Genomic DNA, 23,875 nt, shown 5'->3' on the forward strand with positions numbered 1-23,875 from the left:
GTTGTCGTCATGGCGGGAGGGTTTACGGTCCGGAATGAAGGGGCTACGTCCGAATCATCTCCCGCACCTTCGCCGTCAACAGATCAAACGTAAACGGCTTGGTGATCAACTGCATCCCTGGATCAAGAAACCCGCCACGCACCGCCGCATGCTCGGCATACCCGGTGATGAACAGCACCTTCAACCCAGGTCGGATCTGCCGGCCAATCTCAGCCAACTGGCGTCCATTCATGCCCGGCAGACCGACGTCGCTGATCATCAGGTCAATGCGTTGTTCGGACTCGATGATCGGCACCGCCGTAACAGCGTCCACGGCCTCGACGAATGCATAGCCCAACTCCTTGAGCACCGCGCTGACCAGCACGCGCACGGCGGGGTCGTCCTCGACAATCAACACTGTCTCGCCAGCATTGGCGTAGGGCAGCAATGTCGGGTTGCTGGCCTCCTGCGCAGCGATCTCGCCAGCAAAACGGGGCAGGAACAGGCTGACGGTGGTGCCATTGCCCACTTCACTGTGGATGGTCACATGGCCGCGGGACTGGCGGGCAAAGCCATAGATCATCGACAGGCCAAGGCCGGTGCCCTGGCCGATCGGCTTGGTCGTGAAGAAAGGGTCAAACACTCGGCCTATCACGCTGTCGGGGATGCCGCAGCCGGTATCGCTGACGCTCAATTCAACGTAATCGCCGGGCTGCAAGGTGCCGTAGGCGGCGGTAAACACGCTGTCCAGATGACGATTAGAGGTCTCGACCGTCAGGCGGCCACCCCCGGGCATCGCATCGCGCGCGTTGAGCACGAGGTTGAGCAGGGCGCTTTCCAGTTGATTGGGGTCGGCTTCGGCGGTCCAGAGCGGGCCGGTGAGGCGCATGTCGAGGGCAATACTTTCGTTGATGCTGCGTTGTAGCAGCTCGCCCATGGAGTTCACCAGTTGGTTGATTTCCACAGGCTTGGGGTCCAGCGACTGACGACGGGAGAAGGCGAGCAAACGGTGGGTCAAACCGGCGGCGCGGTTGGCCGAGGTCACTCCCAGGTCGATCAGGCCATCGAGGTCGTCGAGCTTGCCCCGTGCAATACGCCTTCGCAGCAATTCCAGGCTGCCGATGATGCCGGTCAGCATGTTGTTGAAGTCGTGGGCTATGCCGCCGGTCAACTGGCCGACCGCTTCCATTTTCTGCGACTGGCGCAAGGCTTCTTCATTGCTGCGCAGTTGCGCGGTGCGCTCTTCGACCTGCTGTTCAAGGGTTTCGAGGGTGCTTTGCAGGCGCTGCTCGCTTTCGCTCAAGTCAATCAAGCGATCGCGCGCGTCGTATTGGCGACGGCGGCCGCGCAGGGCGGCGCTCACCAGGCTGATCAGCGTGACCGGATGAAATGGCCGTTCCAGAAAGGTCACGTTGCCCAACAGCCCACTCAGGTGCGACGAACCATTTTGCTCGGTGCCGCCGTGGTGGGTCATCAATACGATCGGCAGGTCCGACCACGCTGGCTGCCGATGCAGGTACTCGAGCAGCGGTTCAAGGTCGACACCGCGCAGGGCTTCCGCGGCGATCACCAGCAGGCCGGCGCCTTGCTCGAGCGCCTCGCACAGCGCGCTCAGGTTGGCGGCAACGATGCCGCTGTAGCCGGCTTCGTTGAGCATCATCAACGCCAGTGAACTGTCGCGGCCCACGGGGGCGAGGATGATTGCGCGCTCGGAGACAGGTAAAAGACTGTTCACTGGCCCTCTTCCTTGAGCAGGGGAGAGCCCGCGCCCATGTAAGTGGGGATACCGCGCAATACGCCCTGGAAGTTGTCGAGGGGTTCACCCACGGTCAACCCGCGAGCGCTGATGCGGTATTCGCGAATCGATGACTCATGGGAGCCGGTGCGTTTCTTGATGATCGAAATCGCCCGGCGAACCTTGCCCAGCGCCTCGAAGTAGCGCAACAGAATGACGGTATCCGCCAGATAGGTGATGTCCACGGGCGTTTGCATATCGCCCACCAGCCCGTGCTGGGCGACTGTCATGAACGTCGCGGCGCCACGGCGGTTGAGGTACAGCAGCAGCTCATGCATATGCAGGATCAGCGCGTTCTCTTCCGGCATTGCGGCCTGGTAGCCGTTGATGCTGTCGATCACCACCGTCTTGATGCCGCGCTCGTCGACGCAGCGGCGCACCCGGTGCGAGAACTCGCCAGGGGACAGTTCGGCGGCATCCACTTGCTCGATCAGCAGGTTGCCGGTGTCCCGCAGGGCGGCCAGGTCGATGCCCATGTTTTTCATGCGTTCAAACAACAGGCCCAACTCTTCATCGAAGATGAACAGCGCGGCTTTTTCGCCACGGGCCACTGCGGCGGCGGCGAAGACCATCGAGATCAGGGATTTGCCGGTACCGGCCGGGCCAAGAATCAGGCTGCTGGAACCGGTTTCGACACCGCCGCCCATCAACGCATCCAGTTCAGGAATGCCACTGCTCAACGTCTGTCGCACATAACCGCCACGGTGCTCGGCCGCCACCAGGCGTGGGAACACGTGGATGCCGTCCTCCATGATGGTGAAGTCGTGAAAGCCGCCACGGTACTTTTGGCCACGGTACTTCACCACGCGCACGCGGCGCCGCTCGGCGCCATAGCTGGGCGTAAGTTCCTCAAGGCGAATCACGCCGTGGGCTACGCTGTGCACGGTTTTATCCAGGGATTCGGTGGTGAGGTCGTCCAGCAGCAACACCGTGGCGTCGTAACGCACGAAGTAATGCTTGATCGCCAGGATCTGCCGGCGGTAGCGCAACGAGCTCTGTGCCAGCAGGCGGATTTCCGACAGCGAGTCGATCACTACGCGGCTCGGCTTGATGCGCTCGACCACTTCAAAGATCTGTCGGGTGGCTTCGCCCAGTTCCAGGTCGGAGGAGTACAGCAGGCTCTGCTGGTGATCAGCGTTGAGCAGGCTTTCGGGCGGGGTGAGCTCGAAGATATGAATATTGTCATCCAGGTCCCAGCCGTGGGACTTGGCACCCTGGCGCAGTTCACGCTCGGTTTCCGACAGGGTGATGTACAGCGATCGTTCACCTTCTCTGGCGCCTGCCTGGAGAAAGTGCAGCGCCACAGTGGTTTTGCCGGTGCCAGGTTCGCCTTCCAGCAGGAACAGGTGGCTGCGCGATAGCCCACCGCAAAGAATGTCATCGAGACCTTCAATGCCGATGGCCGCCTTTTCACTGAACAGCTCGTTGGATGTAGACAAGAAGTGCCCTCAGGTCACGTACAAGTAGAGGGCGTGCCCGCTTGGCACGCCATAATCTCTTGACCGTAGCGGCCTGTAGCCGTTCCGCGAACTTGCGATTATGTGCCGTGGGCGACTCTCGGTTGCTGTTGAGTGGGCTTACTGTGGAAAGTGGGTTTGCTGTGTGAAGCAGGTCTAATGGTGGAAAGCAGGTCTTACTGTAGCGAGCGGGCTTGCCCCGCGTTGGGGTGCGAAGCGCCCCCAATCCAGCAAAACGCGGTGTGCCTGAGACGGCTCAGCGCCTGGTTTTAGGGCTGCTGCGCACCCCAACGCAGGACAAGCCTGCTCGCCACAACAAGCCCGCTCGACATAACAGGTCCGTTTGCCGCGAGGATTTCTACAGGCCTTGCTGCAACGCGGGGTCGTCGGGGTTCTGTTGCTCAAGCTGTGCGAGCAATACCTGCACGTTCTGCAGCTGCCCGCTTTCCTTCCAGTAGTTGACCAGCAGTACACGCGCCTTGCGGTTGGCGGGGTGGCGCTGGATGATTTCTTCCAACTGGCGCTGGGCCGCTTCCAGTTCGTCCTGGGCGTGCAGGGTGGTGGCGAGGTCGTAGCGATAATCCTGATTGTCCGGCTCCAGTTCGATCGCCCTGGACAGGCCGAGCAGTGCATAAGGTCGCTCGCCGTGATGCAGCAGCCACATGCCGAGCGCATGCTGCAAGTAGGCTGATTCCGGGTGCGCCGCCAGTTGCCTCCCCAGCAATTGGCGCGACTCGTCGGTCTTGCCCTGTTTGTCCAGCAGTTCAATCTGCGCGACCACGGCTTGCAGGTTATCCGGTTGCAGGCGTATTGCCTGCTCCAGCGCATTCTGCGCATCCGGCAGCAGGGCGCTGTGAATATAGAGGCGCGCCAGCTGAATCCAGCCCTCGGCGGTTTCGGGCTCGGCCTTGAGCTTTTTCACGAACTCATCGAGCACTTGCTGCAACGGGCCGAAGTACAGGCCCAGCGTGTCCGGCGAGAGGCCGAGCAAGGCATTGGCGGCGGCAAAACGAACCTCCTGCTCCGGGTCGTCCAGCGCCGGCCCGAGCAGCAGGGTGCGCTGGCCGGTGGGCACCAGGCCGACAATGCTGTGAATGGCCGCTTCGCGTACCACGGGCGAGTCGTCAAGCAGGTCTTTATCGGCCAGTTTCAATGCCTGGGGGCTGGGGTAGTTGGGCAGTTCGGCATGCAGGGCGGAGCGGCGTTCCGGCGACAGGTCCGGGCGGCCCAATTGCTGGTACAGCACCCGCGCCGCGCCCGGTTCGCCATTGTGTGCCAGCCGCAGCGCCTTGGCATATCCATGGGCAATCGCCGGCGGCACCGCCGTCGGGGTGGATCGGGAGAAATACCAGGTGATCACTACAATAAACAGCAGGGCGCACAGGCCGATGATGGAGTAACGGCGTGACTTTGACATGCGGGCGTCCAGAAAACGTGAGCGACTGTTACAAAGCCGTCAGCTTCGACCAGACCACGGCAGGTGTCAAACCCGCGTCCGCTCCTGCGCGCAATGGCCAAACCAGTCAACTATCTTGAAGGCTTTGACCATTGCCGCCATGGCGCCCTGGCGCCACTATTTCTGCTGTTTACGCCCTGAAAATAAAAACACAGAGGGATTTGAAGCGATGCGTGACTACCTGTCTACGATGAGCGAGTTCGATTACCCACGTACCGTTGACGCGGCGCTGGCCGGCAACCTGCAGGCCCTCAACGCCTGCGTGGAATGCTGTGACCGCCACGCGCTGCCGGGGCGCATCGCGCTGTTCTGGGAGGGCAGGGACGGGCGTAGCGCCACGGTGACTTTCAGCGACCTGCAGGATCAGGCGGCACGCTTCGCCAATTTCCTCCTGGCTCAGGGCATAAAGCGCGGCGACAAGGTCGCGGGCCTGCTGCCACGCACCGCCGAACTGCTGGTGGTGGTGCTTGCCACCTGGCGCATCGGCGCGGTCTACCAACCGTTATTTACCGCCTTTGGCCCAAAGGCCATCGAGCACCGCTTGAACAGCTCCGGCGCTGCGCTGGTGGTCACCGACGCGGTCAACCGGCCCAAACTCGCCGAAGTCGACGCTTGCCCGCCCATCGTCACGGTCACCGGCCCCAAAGGCGAAGGATTGGTGCGGGGCGACTTCAGTTTCTGGGCCGAGCTGCCCAACCACGCCAATGACTGCGAGCCGGTGATGCTGGGCGCGGACGAGCCGTTCCTGCTGATGTTCACCTCGGGCACCACCGGCCCGTCCAAAGCGCTGTCGGTGCCGCTCAAGGCCATCGTCGCGTTCAAGAGCTACACCCGTGACGCCGTGGATCTGCGCCCCGAAGACGCCTTCTGGAACGTCGCCGACCCGGGCTGGGCCTATGGCATCTATTTCGGCGTGACGGGGCCGCTGTCCATCGGCCACCCGATCACCTTCTACGATGGCCCGTTCACCCTCGAAAGCACCTGCCGGGTGATCAACAAGTACGGCATCACCAACCTCACCGGCTCGCCCACGGCTTACCGTTTGCTGATTGCCGGCGGCAAGCAATTCGCCGAGTCGATCAAGGGCCGGCTGCGCATCGTCAGCAGCGCCGGCGAGCCGCTGAACCCGGAAGTGATCCGCTGGTTCGCCGACAACCTGGGCGTGACCATTCACGATCATTACGGCCAGACCGAGCTGGGCATGGTGCTGTGCAACCACCACGGCCTGGCGCATCCGGTGCATGTGGGCTCAGCCGGCTTTGCATCACCGGGTCACCGTATCGTGGTGCTGGGTGCAGACTGCGAGGAACTACCGGCCGGCCAGCCGGGCATCCTGGCCATCGACCGCGAGCAATCGCCGATGTGCTGGTTCGCCGGTTACGACGGCGTCGACACCCGGGCGTTTGTCGGCAAGTACTACCTGAGTGGCGACACCGTGGAGCTGAACCCGGACGGTAGCATCAGTTTTGTCGGGCGCAGTGATGATGTGATCACCACGTCCGGCTACCGCGTCGGCCCGTTCGATGTGGAAAGCGCGCTGGTGGAGCACCCGGCCGTGGTCGAAGCGGCCGTGGTCGGCAAGCCGTGCCCGGAGCGCACCGAGTTGGTAAAGGCCTTTGTGGTGATCAACGAGCAGTACCGCGCCACCCCTGAGCTGGCCGAGGAACTGCGCCTGCATGTGCGCAAGCGCCTGGCGGCCCATGCGTACCCACGGGAAATCGAATTTGTCAACGACTTGCCCAAGACCCCAAGCGGCAAGTTGCAACGTTTTATCCTGCGTAATCAGGAGATCGCCAAGGCCCAGGCGGCCGTGGCGTGATCCACTTTTCAAGGAAACCATGATGCAGATTGAAAACAAGGTGTTTCTGGTCAGCGGCGGTGCCTCGGGCCTAGGCGCGGCCACGGCCGAGATGCTGATCGCGGCGGGTGCCAACGTGATGCTGGTGGACATGAACGCCGAAGCCGTCGCCGCCAAGGCCGAACAGCTTGGCGTGCGTGCACGCAGCGCCGTGGCCGATATCAGCCAGGAAGCTGCCGCCCAGGCGGCGGTGCAGGCGGCGGTCGACGCGTTTGGCGGCCTGCATGGGCTGGTCAACTGTGCTGGTGTGGTGCGCGGCGAGAAAATCCTTGGCAAGGACGGGCCCCATGGCCTGGCGAGCTTTGCCCAGGTGGTTAACGTCAACCTGATCGGCAGCTTCAACCTGCTGCGCCTGGCGGCCGCGGCGATTGCCGAGACCGAGGCCAATGCCGACGGCGAGCGCGGCGTGATCATCAATACCGCCTCGGCCGCCGCCTTCGATGGGCAAATCGGCCAGGCCGCGTATGCCGCGTCCAAGGGCGCCATTGCCAGCCTCACACTGCCGGCCGCCCGTGAATTGGCGCGCTTTGGTATCCGCGTGATGACCATCGCCCCCGGCATCTTCGAAACGCCGATGATGGCCGGCATGCCCCCCGAGGTGCGTGATGCCCTGGCCGCCGGCGTGCCGTTTCCGCCACGCCTGGGCAAACCTGCCGAGTACGCCGCGCTGGTGCGGCACATCATTGAAAACAGCATGCTCAATGGCGAGGTGATCCGTCTGGACGGCGCTTTGCGCATGGCAGCCCGCTAAGGAGGTCTCATGAACGATCCGATTGTTATTGTCAGCGCCGCGCGCACGCCCATGGGCGGGTTTCAGGGTGACCTCAAGGGCCTGACCGCGCCGCAATTGGGCGCCGCCGCGATTCGGGGCGCGCTGGAGCGGGCCGGGATCGCCGCAGACAGCGTCGACGAAGTGCTGTTCGGCTGCGTGCTGCCGGCGGGGCTTGGCCAGGCGCCGGCACGTCAGGCCGCGCTGGGCGCCGGCCTGGACAAAGGCACCCGCTGCACCACCCTGAACAAGATGTGCGGTTCGGGCATGCAGGCGGCGATCCTGGCCTACGATGCGTTGATGGCCGGCAGCGCCGAGGTGGTGATTGCCGGTGGCATGGAAAGCATGTCCAACGCACCGTACCTGCTCGACCGCGCCCGCAGCGGCTACCGCATGGGCCATGGCAAGGTGCTTGATCATATGTTTCTTGACGGCCTGGAAGACGCTTACGACAAGGGCCGACTGATGGGCACGTTCGCCGAAGACTGCGCCCTGCATAACGGCTTTACCCGCGAAGCCCAGGACGCATTCGCCATTGCCTCCCTGAGCCGCGCGCAGGAAGCGATCAGCCATGGCAACTTTGCCGCCGAGATCGTTCCGGTGCAGGTCACCGTGGGCAAGGAGCAGAAAACCATCCTGCATGACGAGCAGCCGCCCAAGGCACGACTGGACAAGATTGCCAGCCTGAAACCGGCGTTCCGTGAAGGCGGCACGGTGACGGCAGCCAACTCCAGCTCGATTTCTGACGGCGCGGCGGCCTTGCTGCTGATGCGTCAATCCGACGCTGACAAGCGCGGGCTCAAGCCTTTGGCGGTCATCCAGGGCCACGCTGCGTTCGCCGATGAACCGGGGCTGTTTCCGGTGGCGCCGGTAGGGGCCATTCGTAAGCTGATGAGCAGGACCGGCTGGAACCTCGACGAAGTCGACCTGTTCGAGATCAACGAAGCGTTCGCCGTGGTCAGCCTGGTCACCATGAGCAAGCTGCAGATTCCCCACCGCAAAGTGAATATCCACGGCGGCGCCTGTGCCCTCGGCCATCCGATTGGCGCCTCGGGCGCGCGGATCCTGGTGACGTTGCTTTCGGCGCTGCGTCAGCAAGGCCTCAAGCGCGGCGTGGCCGCCATTTGCATCGGCGGCGGTGAAGCCACGGCCATGGCCGTCGAATGCCTGTATTAAGGAATGAGCACCATGCTGCCCAATGATGAACAACTGCAAATCAGCGACGCTGCCCGGCAATTTGCCCAGGAGCGGCTCAAGCCGTTCGCTGCCGAGTGGGACCGCGACCACCGTTTCCCCAAAGAGGCCATTGGCGAAATGGCCGAGCTGGGTTTTTTCGGCATGCTGGTGCCGGAACAGTGGGGCGGCTGCGACACCGGCTATCTCGCTTATGCCATGGCTCTGGAGGAAATCGCCGCCGGCGATGGCGCCTGCTCGACCATCATGAGCGTGCACAACTCGGTGGGCTGCGTGCCGATCCTTACGTTCGGCAACGAGCAACAGAAAGCGCAGTTCCTCACGCCCCTGGCCAGTGGCGCCATGCTCGGCGCTTTCGCCCTCACCGAGCCCCAGGCGGGCTCTGACGCCAGCAGCCTGAAAACCCGCGCGCGCCGTGACGGTGACCACTATGTGCTCAACGGCTGCAAACAATTCATCACCTCGGGAAAAAACGCTGGCGTGGTGATTGTGTTCGCGGTCACCGACCCCGCAGCGGGCAAGCGTGGTATCAGCGCGTTTATCGTGCCGACGGATTCGCCTGGATACAGCGTGGCCCGGATCGAAGACAAGCTCGGCCAGCATGCCTCCGACACTTGTCAGATCCTGTTTGAAGACCTGAGGGTGCCTGTGGCCAATCGCCTGGGCGAGGAGGGCGAAGGTTACCGGATCGCCCTGGCCAACCTTGAAGGCGGTCGCGTGGGCATCGCCTCCCAAGCGGTGGGCATGGCCCGCGCTGCGTTCGAAGCCGCGCGCGATTATGCCCGTGAGCGCGAAAGCTTCGGCAAGACGTTAATCGAGCACCAGGCCGTGGCGTTCCGCCTGGCCGACATGGCTACGCAAATAGCGGTGGCGCGGCAGATGGTGCATTACGCGGCAGCCCTGCGCGACAGCGGCAAGCCAGCGCTTGTGGAAGCCTCCATGGCCAAGCTGTTTGCTTCGGAAATGGCCGAAAAGGTCTGCTCGTGCGCCTTGCAAACCCTGGGCGGTTACGGTTACCTGAGCGACTTTCCCCTGGAGCGGATCTACCGCGATGTGCGGGTCTGCCAGATTTACGAAGGCACCAGCGATATTCAACGCATGGTCATCTCACGCACTCTCTAAGGAGCCAATCAATGAGCTACGAAACCATTTTGCTGCAAGTGCAGGACCGTGTCGGGCTGATCACCCTCAATCGTCCGCAAGCGTTGAACGCGCTGAATGCGCAACTGGTCAGCGAGCTGAACCAGGCGCTGGACGAACTGGAGGCCAATCCGCACATTGGCTGCATCGTGTTGACCGGTTCGAAAAAAGCCTTTGCCGCCGGCGCCGACATCAAGGAAATGGCCGAGCTGACCTACCCGCAGATCTACCTCGACGACCTGTTCAGCGACAGCGACCGCGTGGCCAACCGCCGCAAGCCGATCATCGCGGCGGTCAACGGCTTTGCCCTGGGTGGCGGCTGCGAACTGGCGCTGATGTGCGACTTTATCCTGGCCGGTGACGGCGCCAAATTCGGCCAGCCGGAAATCAACCTCGGCGTGCTGCCGGGCATGGGCGGCACCCAGCGCCTGACCCGCGCCGTGGGCAAGGCCAAGGCCATGGAGATGTGCCTGACCGGTCGCTTTATCGATGCGGTGGAAGCGGAGCGTTGCGGGATCGTTGCACGCATTGTGCCGGCCGATGAACTGCTCGACGAAGCGCTTAAAGTGGCGACTCTGATTGCCGGCAAGTCGGTGCCGATCAGCATGATGGTCAAGGAAAGCGTGAACCGCGCGTTTGAAGTCAGCCTGTCAGAAGGTGTGCGCTTCGAGCGTCGGGTGTTCCACGCAGCCTTCGCCACCCTGGATCAAAAGGAAGGCATGGCCGCCTTCGTCGCCAAGCGCGCGCCTGAGTTCAAGGACAAGTAACCGATCTGCCCGCCGCTGAAGAGCGCGCTTATCAAACACAACATACAGCGATACCCCTGTGGCGAGCGGGCTTGCACCGCGTAGGGGTGCGAAGCGCCCCCAATCCAGCAAAATGCGGTGTACCTGATACGGCTCAGCGCCTGGTTTTGGGGCTGCTGCGCAGCCCAACGCAGGACAAGCCTGCTCGCCACAGGGAATCTGCGCTTAACTGAATGGCATTGGGGCAAGCCCGCTCGCCACATGATCGTGTTCACACTCCACAGACAGTCAGAGCGGGTAGTTTTTCAGTTCTCTGGCAATCACCATCCGCTGAATCTCGCTGGTGCCCTCGTAAATCTGCGTGATGCGCGCGTCCCGGTAGTAGCGTTCCACCGGGTAGTCCTCCAGGTATCCGTACCCGCCATGAATCTGCACCGCTGAGGAGCACACCTTCTCGGCCATTTCCGAGGCAAACAGCTTGGCCTGGGAGGCTTCCGACAGGCATGGCTTGCCGGCACTGCGCAGGCGCGCGGCGTGCAGGATCAGTAATCGGGCGGCATTGAGGCGGGTCTGCATGTCGGCGAGCAGGTTGGCCACGCTCTGGTGCTCGATGATCGGTTTGTCGAATTGCGTACGGTCACGGGCATATACCAGTGCCGCTTCGAACGCTGCACGGGCGATCCCGAGGGCCTGGGCGGCAATGCCGATGCGGCCGCCTTCCAGGTTCGACAGTGCAATGGCCAGGCCCTTGCCGCGCTCGCCCAGCAAGTTGGCTTCGGGCACCGTGCAGGCCGTGAAGGTCACGGCGCAGGTATCTGACGCGCGGATGCCCATTTTGTGTTCGGTACGGTCGACCATGAATCCCGGGGTGTCGGTGGGCACCAGGAACGCCGAGATGCCTTTCTTGCCAAGCTGCGGGTCTGTCACCGCAAACACGATCGCCAGCTGCGCGCGCTTGCCGTTGCTGACAAATTGCTTGGCGCCATTGATCACCCACTGACCGTCGCGCAGTTCGGCGCGGGTACGCAGGTTATGCGCTTCGGAACCGGCCTGGGGTTCGGTCAGGCAAAAGCAGCCAATCGCCTGGCCGCTGGCAAGTTTCGCCAACCAGGCTTGCTTCTGCTCCAGTGAGCCGTAGTTGAGGATTGGCCCGCAACCTACTGAATTATGGATACTCATCAACGCGCCGGTAGCCCCGTCACCGGCGGAAATCTCCTCCACCGCCAAGGCATAAGCGACGTAATCGACATACGCGCCGCCCCATTCCTCGGGGACGACCATGCCCAGCAGGCCCAGTTCGCCCATCTTCGCGACCAGGGCGTCGTCGATCCAGCCAGCTTTTTCCCATGCCTGGGCATGCGGTGCGATCTCGTGGCGCGCAAAGTCGCGAGCCATGTCGCGAAACATCACCTGATCTTCTGTATATTCAATATCTTGCATGGCTTATCTCCCAACCTGCTTGAAGTCGTGGAAGAAGCGTTCGACATGGGCGGCTTCCAGTTCATCGAGGGACGGCGGGTTCCAGCGTGGCGCCTTGTCCTTGTCGATGATCAGCGCGCGCACGCCTTCGATAAGGTCACCGTGCTCGAACCACTGTCGGTCCAGGTGCAGCTCTAGCGCGAAACACTGCTCCAACGGCAGGCGACGGCCGCGACGCAGCATTTCCAGGGTCACCGCCATGGCAAGCGGTGAGCGGGTCTGCATCAGGTTGGCGGTGGTGATTGCCCATCCATGGCTGTCGGCAACGGTGACCTGCTGCAGTTGCTCGACCATGCTCGGCACATCCGGCAGCGCAAAGAAATGGTCGATGGCCCGGCGCAAGCCGGCAAGCGGCGCGTCCGGCAGTTGCTGTAAGGCCAGTTTGGCCAGCGCGCCCTGCAGGTCCTTGAGCGGCGAGCCGCGCCAGCGCAGGCTGTCCAGCTTGTGGTCGAGGTCGCTCAGCCGATCGCTTTCCAGATACCAGTCGGCCAGGCCACAGTAAAGTGCGTCAGCTGCGCGGATCTGCACGCCGGTCACGCCCAGGTAAATCCCCAGCTCTCCCGGAATGCGCGGCAGGAAGTAACTGCCGCCCACATCCGGGAAGTAACCGATGGCGACTTCCGGCATGGCCAGTCGGCTGCGCTCGGTGACCACCCGCAGGTCAGCGCCTTGCACCAGACCCATGCCGCCGCCCAACACAAAGCCATCCATCAGGGCCAATACGGGTTTGCGGTAATGATGGATCGCCAGGTCCAGCGCGTATTCCTCGACGAAAAAGTCCTCGTGCAAGCTATCGCCGGCCTTGAAGCTGTCGTAAAGGGAGCGGATATCACCGCCGGCGCAGAAGGCTTTTTCACCGGCGCCGCGCAGCACGACGGCATACACCTGCGGGTCGTCCGCCCAGGCCTGCAATTGGTGGCTGAGGCTGCGCACCATGTCCAGGGTAAGGGCGTTCAAGCCGGCCGGGCGATTGAGAGTAAGGTGGCCGATATGGTTGCGGACTTCGGTCAGAACATCCTTGTTGCGTGTGTCGATGGGGCTTGCCTCGGCGGAAACCTGAGCAGTCATCTCTAACTCCCTGCTTTTATTGTCTTTATCAAGATGTTCGCAAGCGAACCTTCTCGCGATCCTACCAGTGCAAATTTGCCCAGTACAACCTTCAATCATGCAGGTGCTTCTTGCATTTATGCAGTCGTGCTTACGCCACGCGACGAGCCAGGACTTCGCCGATACTGCGCCGGCGCGCATGGCCCTCGGCCGCATGGACCAGTTGCTCAAGCTCGTTCGGCTCAATGTCGTAGAACTGTTCCATTTCAGCCAGGGCGAGCTTCAGATCGGCGGCAGTGATGGCCGGGTCAGTCATCGGCGGTGGATTACCCATGACCCCCTCGGGCGGCATACCGGCAGCCTTGGGATAGCGGGTGCGCGTGGCGTTGTTGTAGGCCAGGGCACACGCCAACAAGGCGCCGGCGCCGAGCATCACGGCAAACAGTTCATGCCAGCCAAGGGCGGCGGACGCGGGGTCTGCCAGCACCAGGGTCATGGCCAGCCCCCCGGACGGTGGGTGCAGGCAGCGCAGCCAGCAGATCAGAATCACCGTCATGCCTGCCGCCAGGCACGCACTGCCCAGGGTGCGCCCCAATACCCGGGCCACCAGCAGCGCAACGACCGTCGCGCACAGGTAACTGCCGATGATCGACCACGGCTGCGCCAGTGCGCCGGATGACACCGCAAACAGCAGCACCGCCGACGCGCCCAGTGGGCCCAGCAGGTGCAGAGCGACATCCATGCCAAACACTTGGGCGCACAGCCACACACTGAACAGGGTGCCCAGAGCCATGCCGATGGCGGCACGGCTCCATTCTGCAGGACGGGTGTTGATGGCAGCGGGTAACCAGCGAGCGAGCATTGTGCGAATCCATGAACAGCGGGCGAAAAAAAGGGCTTGTCAGGTTTCCCGGAAAAGCCCTGCAAGTTCCAACAATTGGGGGAAGGAACCTGCGCAGTGTGCCGCCGTTGAATCAATGGGTCCAATGCATATTAATGCAGGTTGAATGCAATAAAACTGGATTCAACGCAATCAGCCAAAAGGAATTAGCCGGGTTTTCTGTGCTGACACTGCGCTGATCCGCCCGAGCACGCGGGTTCGGCGTTCCTCGTTGAACAGCTGACGCTGCAGGTTTTCCTGCACCACTGGATCGTCGGCCAGCGGCCCGTTCAGCGCCACCACGGCATCGCGAAGTTCCATCAACCCATCCAGCCTCGGCCCGGGAATTAGCAAAGAATCATCCGACACGGCATTGCCCTCTTTATGCAGTAGGCGGCCCTGATGTCGCTGGCCGACAGCGTCCTTGTTGTTATGCAGTGTGCGTCGGGTGGTAGATAGTTAACGCACTGGTATGCGAGTTTACCGGCGGGGTAGAGGCGCCGAAAGGCAGAGTTAATCGGCCTTTACGTATAGATATGTAGGTCATTTCCGGGTGCCTGTGACGAAAAACGCCACTCCGGAAAGAACGGGCGTCACGTCCTACGAAGCGGGTCAACCTGCGCTCAAGGCGGTGAAACCTTCTCCAGACGCAGCAGCACGTAAGGGTCTTTATCGAACGTTCCGGTGAGGGTCGGAGTGAGACCCTGCAGGCGAGGGTCTTCCAGGTGGTCGAAGTCCTGGGCACTCATCACCAGCCAGGCTGGCCCTTGCAGCGGTGCCAGGTCCCTGGACGTCTGGGTAAACAGGGGCACCTTGTCGCAGCCATAGCCAACCATGAACTTGATCGCTTTCGCGTCCTTACCCAGGCCGTGCAGCACCAGCGGGGCTGGCTCTTGCTGGATCCGCGCCTTGACCGCAAGGCTGAAGGCGCGTGTGTCGTAGACCGCGCGTTCAAGGGGCTCGACCACCACGATGTAAGTCGACCAGATCGCAAGCACAGCCGCCAACGCCGGCCCCAGCGGGCGCCACCGCGGCTTCAGCCACGAAAGCACTGCCAGCAGTTGAAGCACACCCAGGACCGTGAACATCAGCCCCAGGCTCTCCAACTGCTGGGGATAGCGTCGCCGCGCCGCCATCAGCCCGATCGCCAGCAGTGCCGGCGACAGCGTCCAGATGCCCAGCATCAAAGCGCGCAACCCGGCGAACAAGCGTCCCTGGCTGACCTGGAACGGGTAAGCCGCAATAATCGCCGCCATCGGCAGCATCGGCAGAATGTAGCGCGCCTTTTTTGCCTGTGGCACCGACAACCCCAGCATCACCAGCACACCGGCGGCGGCGCAGTACAGCACCAGTTGCAACGCCGGGTCCGGCGTGCGCCGCCCGCCGGCAAGCACTGCCAGCAGCACCAGCAAGGCCAGCGGGTAGGCAAGGGCATAGTTGCCCAGAGAACTGGTGAAGTAATACAGCACGCCGCTCGAGCCTTCACTGCCGTCCATGCGCCCCATGAACTGCATGCGGATCACGTCCTGCATGAACACTTCACCGCCACTGAGCTTGGCCAGCAGCAACAACAGGCCGATACACGCCGCCAGCAGCGCCAGGGCCAGCAGCCCGAAGCTGAACAACGGGCGCCATTGGCGATTGAGCAGGTAATAGCTGCACAGGATGCCAGTAGGAATCACCAGCCCGATGGGCCCGCGGATGGCAAAGCCGATGATCAGCAGCAGGAACAGCCAGTGCACGCGCCTGGCCGCGCCGAAATGATCATGGGCATAACCCAGGTAGAACACCGCCAATGCCACGGCGGCGAGCATCTGGTCGAGGGATACCGCGCGGGTCTCGGTAATGAAGGTGCTGCTGAGCAACAGCATCGCCACGCTCAGCAGGCCCCAGCGCGTGGAGTAGGGCGCCGTCAGGCGGTACACCAGGGTGACGATCAGCGCAGATGCGATGGAGGTGGGCAACCAGGCCGTGAAGCTGGTGACCTGACCAAACGGCAATGACAACACCCACGTCAGCAGGGTGGAAGTCGCCAGGTAGTCGGCGTACGGCTGGCCATAGGTCGTGGGGAAAAAACTCGGCCCATGGCGCAGCATCTCCTGGGCAAACACCACGAAACGCGAGTCAAAGCCGATGATTGCCTGATGCCAGTTGCCGACGACAAACAGCAACAGCGCCAGCAACCCCAGACCCAGGGATTGGTGGCGCAGCGTTGCGGTGAGCGGAGAGGGTTGCGCTTTGTTCACGTATCAGGCTTCCACAACCTGGGGTAACCACTGCTGCTGGGGGATCGGCAGCGTGCAGGAGTCGCCACGGCCCATCGGGAAATACTGGAAGCCCTTGCGCGCCAGACGTTCGCCGTCATACAGGTTGCGGCCATCGAAGATCACCGGGGTTTTCAGGCGCTGGTGAATCAGGTCGAAGTCCGGTGCCTTGAACTGCTGCCATTCGGTGCAGACGATCAGCGCATCGGCGCCCACCAGCGTCGACTCCGGCGTGCCCATCAGCATCAGGCGCTCTTCATCGGCGTAGAGGCGCTGGGTTTCCTGCATGGCTTCGGGGTCGAAGGCGCGTACGTTGGCGCCGGCAGCCCACAAGGCCTCCATCAGCACGCGGCTGGGGGCGTCGCGCATGTCGTCGGTGTTGGGCTTGAAGGCCAGGCCCCAAAGGGCGAAGGTCTTGCCGCGCAGATTGCCCTTGAAGAACGCGTTGATGCGCTCGAACAGCTTGCTCTTCTGGCGCTGGTTGATCGCTTCCACCGCCTCCAGCAGGTCGCTGGAGCAGTTGGCCTGCCTGGCGCTGTGGATCAGGGCGCGCATGTCTTTGGGGAAGCACGAGCCGCCGTAGCCGCAGCCCGGGTAGATGAAGTGGTAGCCGATGCGCGAGTCGGCACCGATGCCCAGGCGCACGGCTTCGATGTCGGCGCCCAGGTGTTCGGCCAGCTCGGCGATCTGATTGATGAAGCTGATCTTGGTGGCCAGCATGCAGTTGGCGGCGTACTTGGTCAGCTCGGCGCTGCGCAGGTCCATGAAGATGATGCGGTCATGGTTGCGGTTGAACGGCGCATACAGGTCGCGCATCACGTCGCGCACTTCTTCGCGCTCGCAGCCGATGATGATGCGGTCAGGGCGACGGCAGTCGGCAACGGCCGAGCCTTCCTTGAGAAATTCGGGGTTGGAGACGATATCGAACTCCAGATGACGGCCGGCCACGCGCAGGGCTTTTTCGATGTGCGCGCGCAGGGTATCGCCGGTGCCGACAGGTACGGTGGATTTCTCCACCAGGATTACCGGGGCCACACGATGGCGGGCCACGGCGTCACCCACCGACAGCACGTACTTGAGGTCGGCCGAGCCGTCTTCATCCGACGGCGTGCCCACGGCGATAAACAGCACTTCGCCGTGTTCGACCGCCAGCTTCTCGTCAAAAGTGAAGTGCAGGCGACCGCTCTCCAGGTTTTCCTTGACCATGGCCGCAAGGCCTGGCTCGAAAATGCTCACATGGCCCTGCTGCAACAGCTTGACCTTGTTCTGATCCACGTCCATGCAGATGACATCGTGACCGACTTCGGCTAATACGGTGGCCTGTACCAGACCGACGTAACCACTACCAAATACACTGATTTTCATGAGGCGTTCCTGGGACTTGCTGCGCTAGGACGGCGGGAGTTGATAACCAACACACCGAGGATGACAAACGCCACCCCCAAGGTTTTTGAAAGTGAAAAATATTCGTTGAACACGGGCAGGCTGGCGGCCAACAGGTAGACCAGCGCGTAGCTGATGCTCAGCAGTGAATAGGCACGGCCCAACGGCAGGTGCTTGAGCGCCCCCAGCCAGCAGAGCATCGACAGCGCGTAGGCGAGGATCGCGATGATCACCACGCCCAGCGCACTCGGATCAATCGGCACACTCAGCCATTCATGGGGCAGGGGCAGGCGCGTCATGCTCCAGCGCATGCCCAGTTGTGCGGCGCTGACCAGGCCGACGCTGCCCAGGGCGAGGGCAAAACCCCGTGCGCGGCTCATACCTGGCGCCCCAGCAACACAACGCCGGCAATCACCAGCGCCACGCCCAGCCAATGGCGGCCGTCGATGGGCTCATGGAACACGAACCGCGCCATCAACGTGACCAGCACAAAGTTGAGGCTGAGCATCGGATAGGCAATCCCGACCTCCAGGCGCTGCAAAACCAGCAGCCACACCAGCAGGCCGAAACCCAGGCACAGCAGCGCTGACCACAGCCACGGCGAGCGCAATTTCAGCGCCCAGCCTTCGGGCAGGTGTCGCCAGCTTTCCACGGCAAACTTCTGCGAGACCTGACCCATGCAGGTAAGCAGGCAGGCAGCGAGCAACAGCAGCAGGGTGATCACGGCGCCACCTGGGCGAAGATCAGGATCACGATGTTGCCCTGCTCATACCGCTTGCCGTCCTGGGGCAACAGATTGACTTCGGCAATCTCGTCATCCCCCTTGACCCGCATCACCACGCCGACCGGACCGCGCTTGCGCGCATCACTCATCCATTGCTGAACCTGGTGGGTGTCCACCATGTGATGGCTGGCATCCGGGTAGGCCAGGCCGTATTTCACTTCGCCGATGGAGTTGTAGAGGATCACGTCAGGGCGTTTCAGGCGCCAGGCCAGGGCCGATGCCGCGCCCAGGTCGTTACTCAGCAGGGCGGTGGCCGGCTGCAGTTCTTGCAAGTGATCAAGGATGAACTGATCGGGGGTCTTGTTGTAAACCACCGAATGGGGCAGCGCGGCCGGGGCCAGGGCCACCAGCAGGCCGCTGCCGATCAGCGGTGCCGCCCACAGCGTCAGCGGGCGCATGGCTTGCAGCAGGTTGGCGATAACCCAGCCGAACAGCAAGACACAGACCAGCACCAGGCTGAAGGTTTCCTGGCCGGGTTCGTACACCGGTTTTTTCAGTTGCACCCAGGTCAGCGCCAGCAGCGCCACGACACCGAGGATCAGGTTCAGCCAACCGTTGATGCGCAAGGCACGCGTGCGGCCTTGGGCCAGTTTGTCGGCCAGCGCATGGCCCATCAGCACGGCCAGGGGCAGCAGGCACGGCATGATGTAGGACGGCAGCTTGCCTTTGGCCAGGCTGAAGAATGCCAGAGGCATCAGCAGCCACAGCAACAGATAGGCAATTTTCGGCGAATGCTTGTCCAGCCAGGCCTGCTTGAAGGTGGCAGGCAGCAGGCCCAGCCACGGCAACGAAAAGGCGGCCAGCAGCGGCAGGTAATACCAGAACGGCTCGGCGTGCTGGGCATCTTCGCCGGCAAAGCGCTGGATGTGCTCGTGCCAGAAGAAGAAGTGCCAGTAGTCCGGCTCCTGCAGGTGGACGGCCAGCGCCCAGGGCAGGCTGACAGCCGTGGCAACCGCCACCGCGATCAGCCCATACCCCAACAGTTCACCCACGCGCTTTTGCAGAACCATGTACGGCACGGCAATCAATACCGGCAACAGCCACGCCAGGAAGCCTTTGGTCAAAAAGCCCATGCCGCAGGCGAACCCGAGCAGCGCCCATGCCCACAGGCGGCCACGCCGAGTGGTGCTGTCCAGGCAAAACCACAACGCAACGCCGGTGAGGTTGACCCAGAAGGTGAACTGCGGGTCGAGGTTGGCGTAGCCGCCCAGCGCCGCCACGCTGACGAAACTCATGTACAGCACGGTGCTGATCAGGCTTTTCTGGCGGTCGCCCCACAAACGGCGCGATACGGCGTATACCAGCAGGATGCTCAGGCCGGTGCTCAGGGCCGAGGCAAACCGCACGCCGAAGAGGTTCTGCCCGAAGATCGCCTGGCCGAACGCGATCATCCAGTAGCCGGCGGCGGGTTTCTCGAAATAGCGGATACCCATGAAGTGCGGCGCGGCCCACTTGCCGGTCAGCAGCATCTCCTGGCTGATCTGCGCATAGCGCGATTCATCTGGAATCCACAGGCCATGGGTGGCCAACGGCAGCAGGTAAAACGCGCCGAACGCCAACAGCAGCAGGGGCAGGGCCCAACGCCGCATCATGCCTGCTGCACTCCGAGCCAGCCTTCGCGGCCGCTCAAGGCGCCACGCACCAGGTGTTGTCGGGGGAGGGTATTGACGTCGGCGGGCAACAGGTCACCCAGTGGCGCGAACTCGATGCCGCGCTGCCTAGCCTGGGCGAGCAACTGGCGAAAATCATTGGCCATCAGAATCCCTTCTACTTCTGCGTGGATCGTATAGACGTTGAGCTTCGCCGCTTCGAAGCGGTCAAGAATGAAGCCGTTGAAGTCTTTGGCAGCCACCACCGGCCCGACGACTTCGTCGAAGGTCGGCAGGTCTACCGGAATTTGTGGCGTACCCGCACTGCCGTCGGCCAATGTCGGCCGAAACAGGCTGGTACCCCGGCAATCGCTGTTGTAGCGAAAATTGAAACCTTGCTTGGCTTGCACCACGCGCTCATCGGCGCGCCAACCGGCGGCCGCTGAACAGTCGATGCGTTCACCGAGGATGTCGCTCAGGGTGTCGACGCCGCGACGGATCTGTTCGATCAGCTGTGCTTCGCTCCAGCGCCCGGTGTTGGCTTGCCAGCCATGGTGGTCCCAGGCATGCAGTCCAACCTCATGACCGGCGGCCTTGGCCTGGCGCATCAGGTGCCCCAGGTCACGGCCTATCGGCTTGCCCGGCCAGGCGGTGCCGGCCAGCAAAATATCCCAGCCATACAGGCCGGCAGCGTTGGAGCGCAGCATCTTCCACAGGAACTGCGGACGGATCAGGCGCCACAGGTGGCGCCCCATGTTGTCCGGCCCGACGCTGAAGAAGAACGTCGCTTTAACCCCGGCTTCGTCCAGGGATTCGAGCAGCCGCGGCACACCTTCACGGGTGCCACGGTAGGTGTCGACGTCGATGCGCAAGCCTGCCTTCATTATTTGGCAGCTTCGTTGGACTGGGCGATTTCGAGCATGGCTTCACGCAGGAAGAAGTCCAGCGTGTTACCGATGGTTTCGCTCATCTCCACGGTCGGCGTCCAGTTCAGCAGGCGCTTGGCGTTGTCGATGCTTGGCTTGCGGTGCGCCACGTCCTGGTAACCGTTGCCGTAGAACGCCTTGCTCTCGACGTCACGGAAGCCGGCGAATGGCGGGAAGTTGCCACGCAACGGGTGGGCTTCGAACTGACGCAGCAGCTCTTCGCCCAACTGGCGGATGCTGGCTTCGTTTTCCGGGTTGCCGATGTTGATGATCTGGCCGTTGCACACACCGTTGTCGTTATCGATGATGCGCGCCAGGGCTTCGATGCCGTCGGCAATGTCAGTGAAGCAACGTTTCTGCTCGCCACCGTCGAACAGACGGATCGGCGTGCCTTCCACCAGGTTCAGGATCAGTTGGGTGATCGCACGTGAGCTGCCGATACGCGCCGAGTCCAGGCGGTCCAGACGCGGGCCCATCCAGTTGAACGGACGGAACAGGGTGAACTTCAGGCCTTTGTCGCCGTAGGCCCAGATCACGCGGTCGAGCAATTGCTTGGAGACGGAGTAGATCCAGCGCTGTTTGTTGACCGGGCCGACCACCAGGTTGGAGGTGTCTTCGTCAAAGTACTGGTCCTGGCACATGCCATAGACTTCGGAGGTCGATGGGAAGATCACGCGCTTGTTGTACTTGACGCAGTAACGCACCAGCTTGAGGTTTTCCTCGAAGTCGAGCTCGAACACGCGCAGCGGGTTGCGGGTGTATTCGATAGGCGTGGCGATGGCCACCAGCGGCAGCACCACGTCGCATTTCTTGATGTGGTATTCGATCCACTCGGTATGGATGCTGATATCGCCTTCCACGTAATGGAAATTGGGGTGGCTGCGCAGGCGCTCGATGGCGTCGGAGCCGATGTCCAGGCCGTAGACTTCGTAGCGGTCATCGCGCAGCAGGCGCTCGGACAGGTGATTACCGATAAAACCGTTGACCCCCAGGATCAGCACGCGGGTGCGGCGTGGCTTGCTGCCGGATTCGGCACCGCGCAGTACGGAGCCGTCCACCAGACCCAATTCATCGGCCAGGGAAGGGCCGGCCAGGTACAGGCCGGTGGCGTTGCGCTGGCCGAACTTGATCACCAGGGAGTCTTGACCACAGGCGATACGCAGCGGGTTGACGCTGATCACCCGGCCCGGCGCCAGGCCTTCATTGCCCTGGATGACCTCGGCCTGCCACACGATCAGTTTGTGCTCGCCCACGGCGCAGAAGGCGCCCGGGTAGGGTTGGGTCACGGCGCGTACCAGGTTGAACAGCTGTTCAGCCGGTTTTTTCCAGTCCAGCTTGCCATCGGCGGCGGTACGGCGACCAAAGCAGGTGGCCTGGCTTTCGTCCTGGGCGGTTTCGGTCAGCTTGCCCTGGGCCAGTTGCGGCAGTGCGTCGCGCAGCAGGCTGGTGGCCGCGTCACGCAGTTTGGCGTGGAGGGTCAGGCCGGTGTCGCTGCGATCGATCGTGACTTTCTGCTGGGCGAGGATGGCGCCGGCATCGGCACGCTTGACCATGCGGTGCAGGGTCACGCCGGTTTCGGTCTCACCGTTGACCAGCACCCAATTGGCCGGGGCGCGGCCACGGTATTTGGGCAGCAGCGAGCCGTGCAGGTTGAACGCGCCGTTTTTGGCGGTCGCCAGCAGGGCTTCGCTGAGCAGGTTGCGGTAGTAGAAGGAGAAGATGTAATCCGGGTTCAGCTTGGCGATACGCTCGATCCACAGCGGGTGGTTGGCGTCTTCCGGAGCATGCACCGGGATGCCGTTGCGCGCGCACAGTTGCGCAACGGAGCCATAGAAATTGTTTTCCTTGGGATCATCGGCATGGGTGAACACGGCAGCAATTTCGTAACCCGCACTGAGCAGGGCTTCAATGCCTGCACAACCAATATCGTGGTACGCGAATACAACAGCTTTTGAACTCATGACTGACCCTGATCGGAAGAAGTGGAGGTATGGGATGACACCAGGCCGTCGACGACGACCACGGGTGCAGATGCTGCCGGTTGGTTGCGCAGCACTTTTTCGATAAAGAAACGGGGGCGGGCGCGCACATCGCTGTACATGCGGCCCAGGTATTCACCCAGAAGCCCCATGCCGATGAACTGGCCGCCGGTGAACACGAACAGCACCGCGAACAGCACGAACATGCCGTCGCCGGCCCACTGCGCACCGAAGGCCAGGCGCAGGATGACCAGCGCGAGGGCGAACAGCACGCCCAGCGCTGCCAGGCTGAAGCCGACAATGGAGAGCAGGCGCAGTGGCGTGGTGGTCATGCAGGTAAGCAGATCGAACATCAGGCTGATCAGGCGCATGGCGCTGTATTTGGATTCGCCGTGTTCACGCTCGGCGTGGTGCACCAGGATTTCCGTGGTATGGCGGGCAAAGCCGTTGGCCAGGATTGGAATGAAGGTGCTGCGCTCGCGGCAGGCGAGCATGGCATCGACGATGGTGCGGCGGTAAGCGCGCAGCATGCAGCCGTAGTCGCTCATGGCCACGCCGGTGGAGCGCTGCACGGCAAGGTTGATCAGGCGCGACGGCCAACGGCGGAAGGCCGAGTCCTGGCGATTGTTGCGCACGGTGGCGACCACATCGTAGCCAAGGGCGGCTTGCTCTACCAGGCGCGGGATTTCTTCCGGGGGATTCTGCAGGTCGGCGTCCAGGGTGATCACCACCTCACCCCGGCATTGCTCGAAACCGGCCATGATCGCGGCATGCTGGCCGTAATTGCGGTTGAGGATCACCGCCACGATGTTGCTGCCGTCTTCGTTCGCGGCGTCTTCGAGCATCTGGGCCGAATTGTCGCGGCTACCGTCATCCACCAGGATGATTTCGTATTCGTAGGCCAGTTGCTTGCAGGCGGCATTGGTGCGACGCAGCAGTTCAGGCAGGCTCTCTTGTTCGTTGTAGACCGGTATAACGATCGACACGCAATGAATAGGGTAGGGTTTCAAAGATTCATGACCTCGGGGTTAGCGCAACTTGAAGCGTGAAAACAGCAGCGATCAGGGGGCGAACATGCAGGCCGCGGATAGATGCGCGGTGCCAAAGCTGGAACATTATCAACAGGTTAGCCTGTATAGCGCGGTTTACT

The 23,875-nt window shown here is 62.5% G+C and carries 20 protein-coding genes; 5 read left to right on the plus strand and 15 right to left on the minus strand.

Annotated features, from left to right (window positions below; genetic code table 11):
* Positions 1-43 precede the first annotated feature (43 nt).
* From H045_RS08570 to H045_RS08580, 3 genes are all read right to left on the minus strand, one after another.
* Positions 44-1,714 (minus strand): ATP-binding protein, encoded by a 1,671-nt coding sequence (locus H045_RS08570; protein ID WP_015372068.1) that lies wholly within the window; start codon positions 1,712-1,714, stop codon positions 44-46.
* Positions 1,711-3,213: an ATPase domain-containing protein gene (locus H045_RS08575; protein ID WP_003230706.1), complete on the minus strand. Its 1,503-nt coding sequence runs from the start codon at positions 3,211-3,213 to the stop codon at positions 1,711-1,713. The genes H045_RS08570 and H045_RS08575 overlap by 4 nt, the downstream gene beginning before the upstream one ends.
* 376 nt (positions 3,214-3,589) lie before the next feature.
* Positions 3,590-4,648, minus strand: coding sequence for a tetratricopeptide repeat protein (locus H045_RS08580; RefSeq protein ID WP_015372069.1), 1,059 nt, complete (start codon positions 4,646-4,648; stop codon positions 3,590-3,592).
* A gap of 208 nt (positions 4,649-4,856) precedes the next feature.
* On the opposite strand from H045_RS08580, the gene H045_RS08585 reads away from it, so the two are divergent.
* From H045_RS08585 to H045_RS08605, 5 genes are read left to right on the plus strand one after another with little or no spacing between them, the layout of a single operon-like run.
* Positions 4,857-6,506 (plus strand): AMP-binding protein, encoded by a 1,650-nt coding sequence (locus H045_RS08585; RefSeq protein WP_015372070.1) that lies wholly within the window; start codon positions 4,857-4,859, stop codon positions 6,504-6,506.
* A 22-nt stretch (positions 6,507-6,528) separates the two neighbouring features.
* Positions 6,529-7,296 carry an SDR family NAD(P)-dependent oxidoreductase gene (locus tag H045_RS08590; protein WP_015372071.1) on the plus strand — a complete coding sequence of 256 codons (768 nt, stop codon included), beginning with the start codon at positions 6,529-6,531 and terminating at the stop codon, positions 7,294-7,296.
* 9 nt (positions 7,297-7,305) lie between these two features.
* Complete coding sequence (locus H045_RS08595; RefSeq protein WP_015372072.1) at positions 7,306-8,490, plus strand: acetyl-CoA C-acyltransferase; 1,185 nt, start codon at positions 7,306-7,308, stop codon at positions 8,488-8,490.
* Positions 8,491-8,502: 12 nt separating this feature from the next.
* The gene (locus H045_RS08600; protein WP_003230700.1) at positions 8,503-9,630 is read left to right on the plus strand and encodes an acyl-CoA dehydrogenase; all 1,128 of its coding nucleotides are present in this window, start codon (positions 8,503-8,505) and stop codon (positions 9,628-9,630) included.
* Positions 9,631-9,641: 11 nt separating this feature from the next.
* Positions 9,642-10,415: an enoyl-CoA hydratase gene (locus H045_RS08605; protein ID WP_015372073.1), complete on the plus strand. Its 774-nt coding sequence runs from the start codon at positions 9,642-9,644 to the stop codon at positions 10,413-10,415.
* Positions 10,416-10,682: 267 nt separating this feature from the next.
* Here the strand turns inward: H045_RS08605 and H045_RS08610 are convergent, their stop codons facing one another.
* The 12 genes from H045_RS08610 to arnC form a co-directional block, all read right to left on the minus strand.
* Entirely contained in the window at positions 10,683-11,834 is a 1,152-nt protein-coding gene (locus H045_RS08610; protein ID WP_015372074.1) for an acyl-CoA dehydrogenase family protein, read from the minus strand.
* A gap of 3 nt (positions 11,835-11,837) precedes the next feature.
* Positions 11,838-12,941: an enoyl-CoA hydratase/isomerase family protein gene (locus H045_RS08615; RefSeq protein WP_015372075.1), complete on the minus strand. Its 1,104-nt coding sequence runs from the start codon at positions 12,939-12,941 to the stop codon at positions 11,838-11,840.
* A gap of 130 nt (positions 12,942-13,071) precedes the next feature.
* Positions 13,072-13,782, minus strand: coding sequence for an HPP family protein (locus H045_RS08620; protein WP_003230693.1), 711 nt, complete (start codon positions 13,780-13,782; stop codon positions 13,072-13,074).
* Positions 13,783-13,953: 171 nt separating this feature from the next.
* The gene (locus tag H045_RS25250; RefSeq protein ID WP_003230691.1) at positions 13,954-14,121 is read right to left on the minus strand and encodes a hypothetical protein; all 168 of its coding nucleotides are present in this window, start codon (positions 14,119-14,121) and stop codon (positions 13,954-13,956) included.
* Between the two features lie 302 nt (positions 14,122-14,423).
* Positions 14,424-16,046 carry an ArnT family glycosyltransferase gene (locus H045_RS08625; RefSeq protein ID WP_015372076.1) on the minus strand — a complete coding sequence of 541 codons (1,623 nt, stop codon included), beginning with the start codon at positions 16,044-16,046 and terminating at the stop codon, positions 14,424-14,426.
* Positions 16,047-16,049: 3 nt separating this feature from the next.
* Entirely contained in the window at positions 16,050-17,429 is a 1,380-nt protein-coding gene (locus H045_RS08630) for a UDP-glucose dehydrogenase family protein (protein ID WP_003230688.1), read from the minus strand.
* Positions 17,426-17,827 carry a 4-amino-4-deoxy-L-arabinose-phosphoundecaprenol flippase subunit ArnF gene (gene arnF / locus H045_RS08635; protein WP_003230687.1) on the minus strand — a complete coding sequence of 134 codons (402 nt, stop codon included), beginning with the start codon at positions 17,825-17,827 and terminating at the stop codon, positions 17,426-17,428. Before arnF ends, H045_RS08630 begins: the two co-directional genes overlap by 4 nt.
* The gene (gene arnE / locus H045_RS08640) at positions 17,824-18,171 is read right to left on the minus strand and encodes a 4-amino-4-deoxy-L-arabinose-phosphoundecaprenol flippase subunit ArnE (protein ID WP_015372077.1); all 348 of its coding nucleotides are present in this window, start codon (positions 18,169-18,171) and stop codon (positions 17,824-17,826) included. Before arnE ends, arnF begins: the two co-directional genes overlap by 4 nt.
* Entirely contained in the window at positions 18,168-19,823 is a 1,656-nt protein-coding gene (gene arnT, locus H045_RS08645) for a lipid IV(A) 4-amino-4-deoxy-L-arabinosyltransferase (protein WP_003230685.1), read from the minus strand. The genes arnE and arnT overlap by 4 nt, the downstream gene beginning before the upstream one ends.
* Complete coding sequence (gene arnD / locus H045_RS08650) at positions 19,820-20,704, minus strand: 4-deoxy-4-formamido-L-arabinose-phosphoundecaprenol deformylase (RefSeq protein WP_015372078.1); 885 nt, start codon at positions 20,702-20,704, stop codon at positions 19,820-19,822. The genes arnT and arnD overlap by 4 nt, the downstream gene beginning before the upstream one ends.
* Positions 20,704-22,707 (minus strand): bifunctional UDP-4-amino-4-deoxy-L-arabinose formyltransferase/UDP-glucuronic acid oxidase ArnA, encoded by a 2,004-nt coding sequence (gene arnA, locus H045_RS08655; protein WP_015372079.1) that lies wholly within the window; start codon positions 22,705-22,707, stop codon positions 20,704-20,706. The genes arnD and arnA overlap by 1 nt, the downstream gene beginning before the upstream one ends.
* Positions 22,704-23,735 (minus strand): undecaprenyl-phosphate 4-deoxy-4-formamido-L-arabinose transferase, encoded by a 1,032-nt coding sequence (gene arnC / locus H045_RS08660; protein ID WP_041931469.1) that lies wholly within the window; start codon positions 23,733-23,735, stop codon positions 22,704-22,706. Before arnC ends, arnA begins: the two co-directional genes overlap by 4 nt.
* Positions 23,736-23,875 lie beyond the last annotated feature (140 nt).

It is taken from the genome of Pseudomonas poae RE*1-1-14 (assembly GCF_000336465.1).
Lineage (GTDB): Bacteria > Pseudomonadota > Gammaproteobacteria > Pseudomonadales > Pseudomonadaceae > Aquipseudomonas > Aquipseudomonas poae.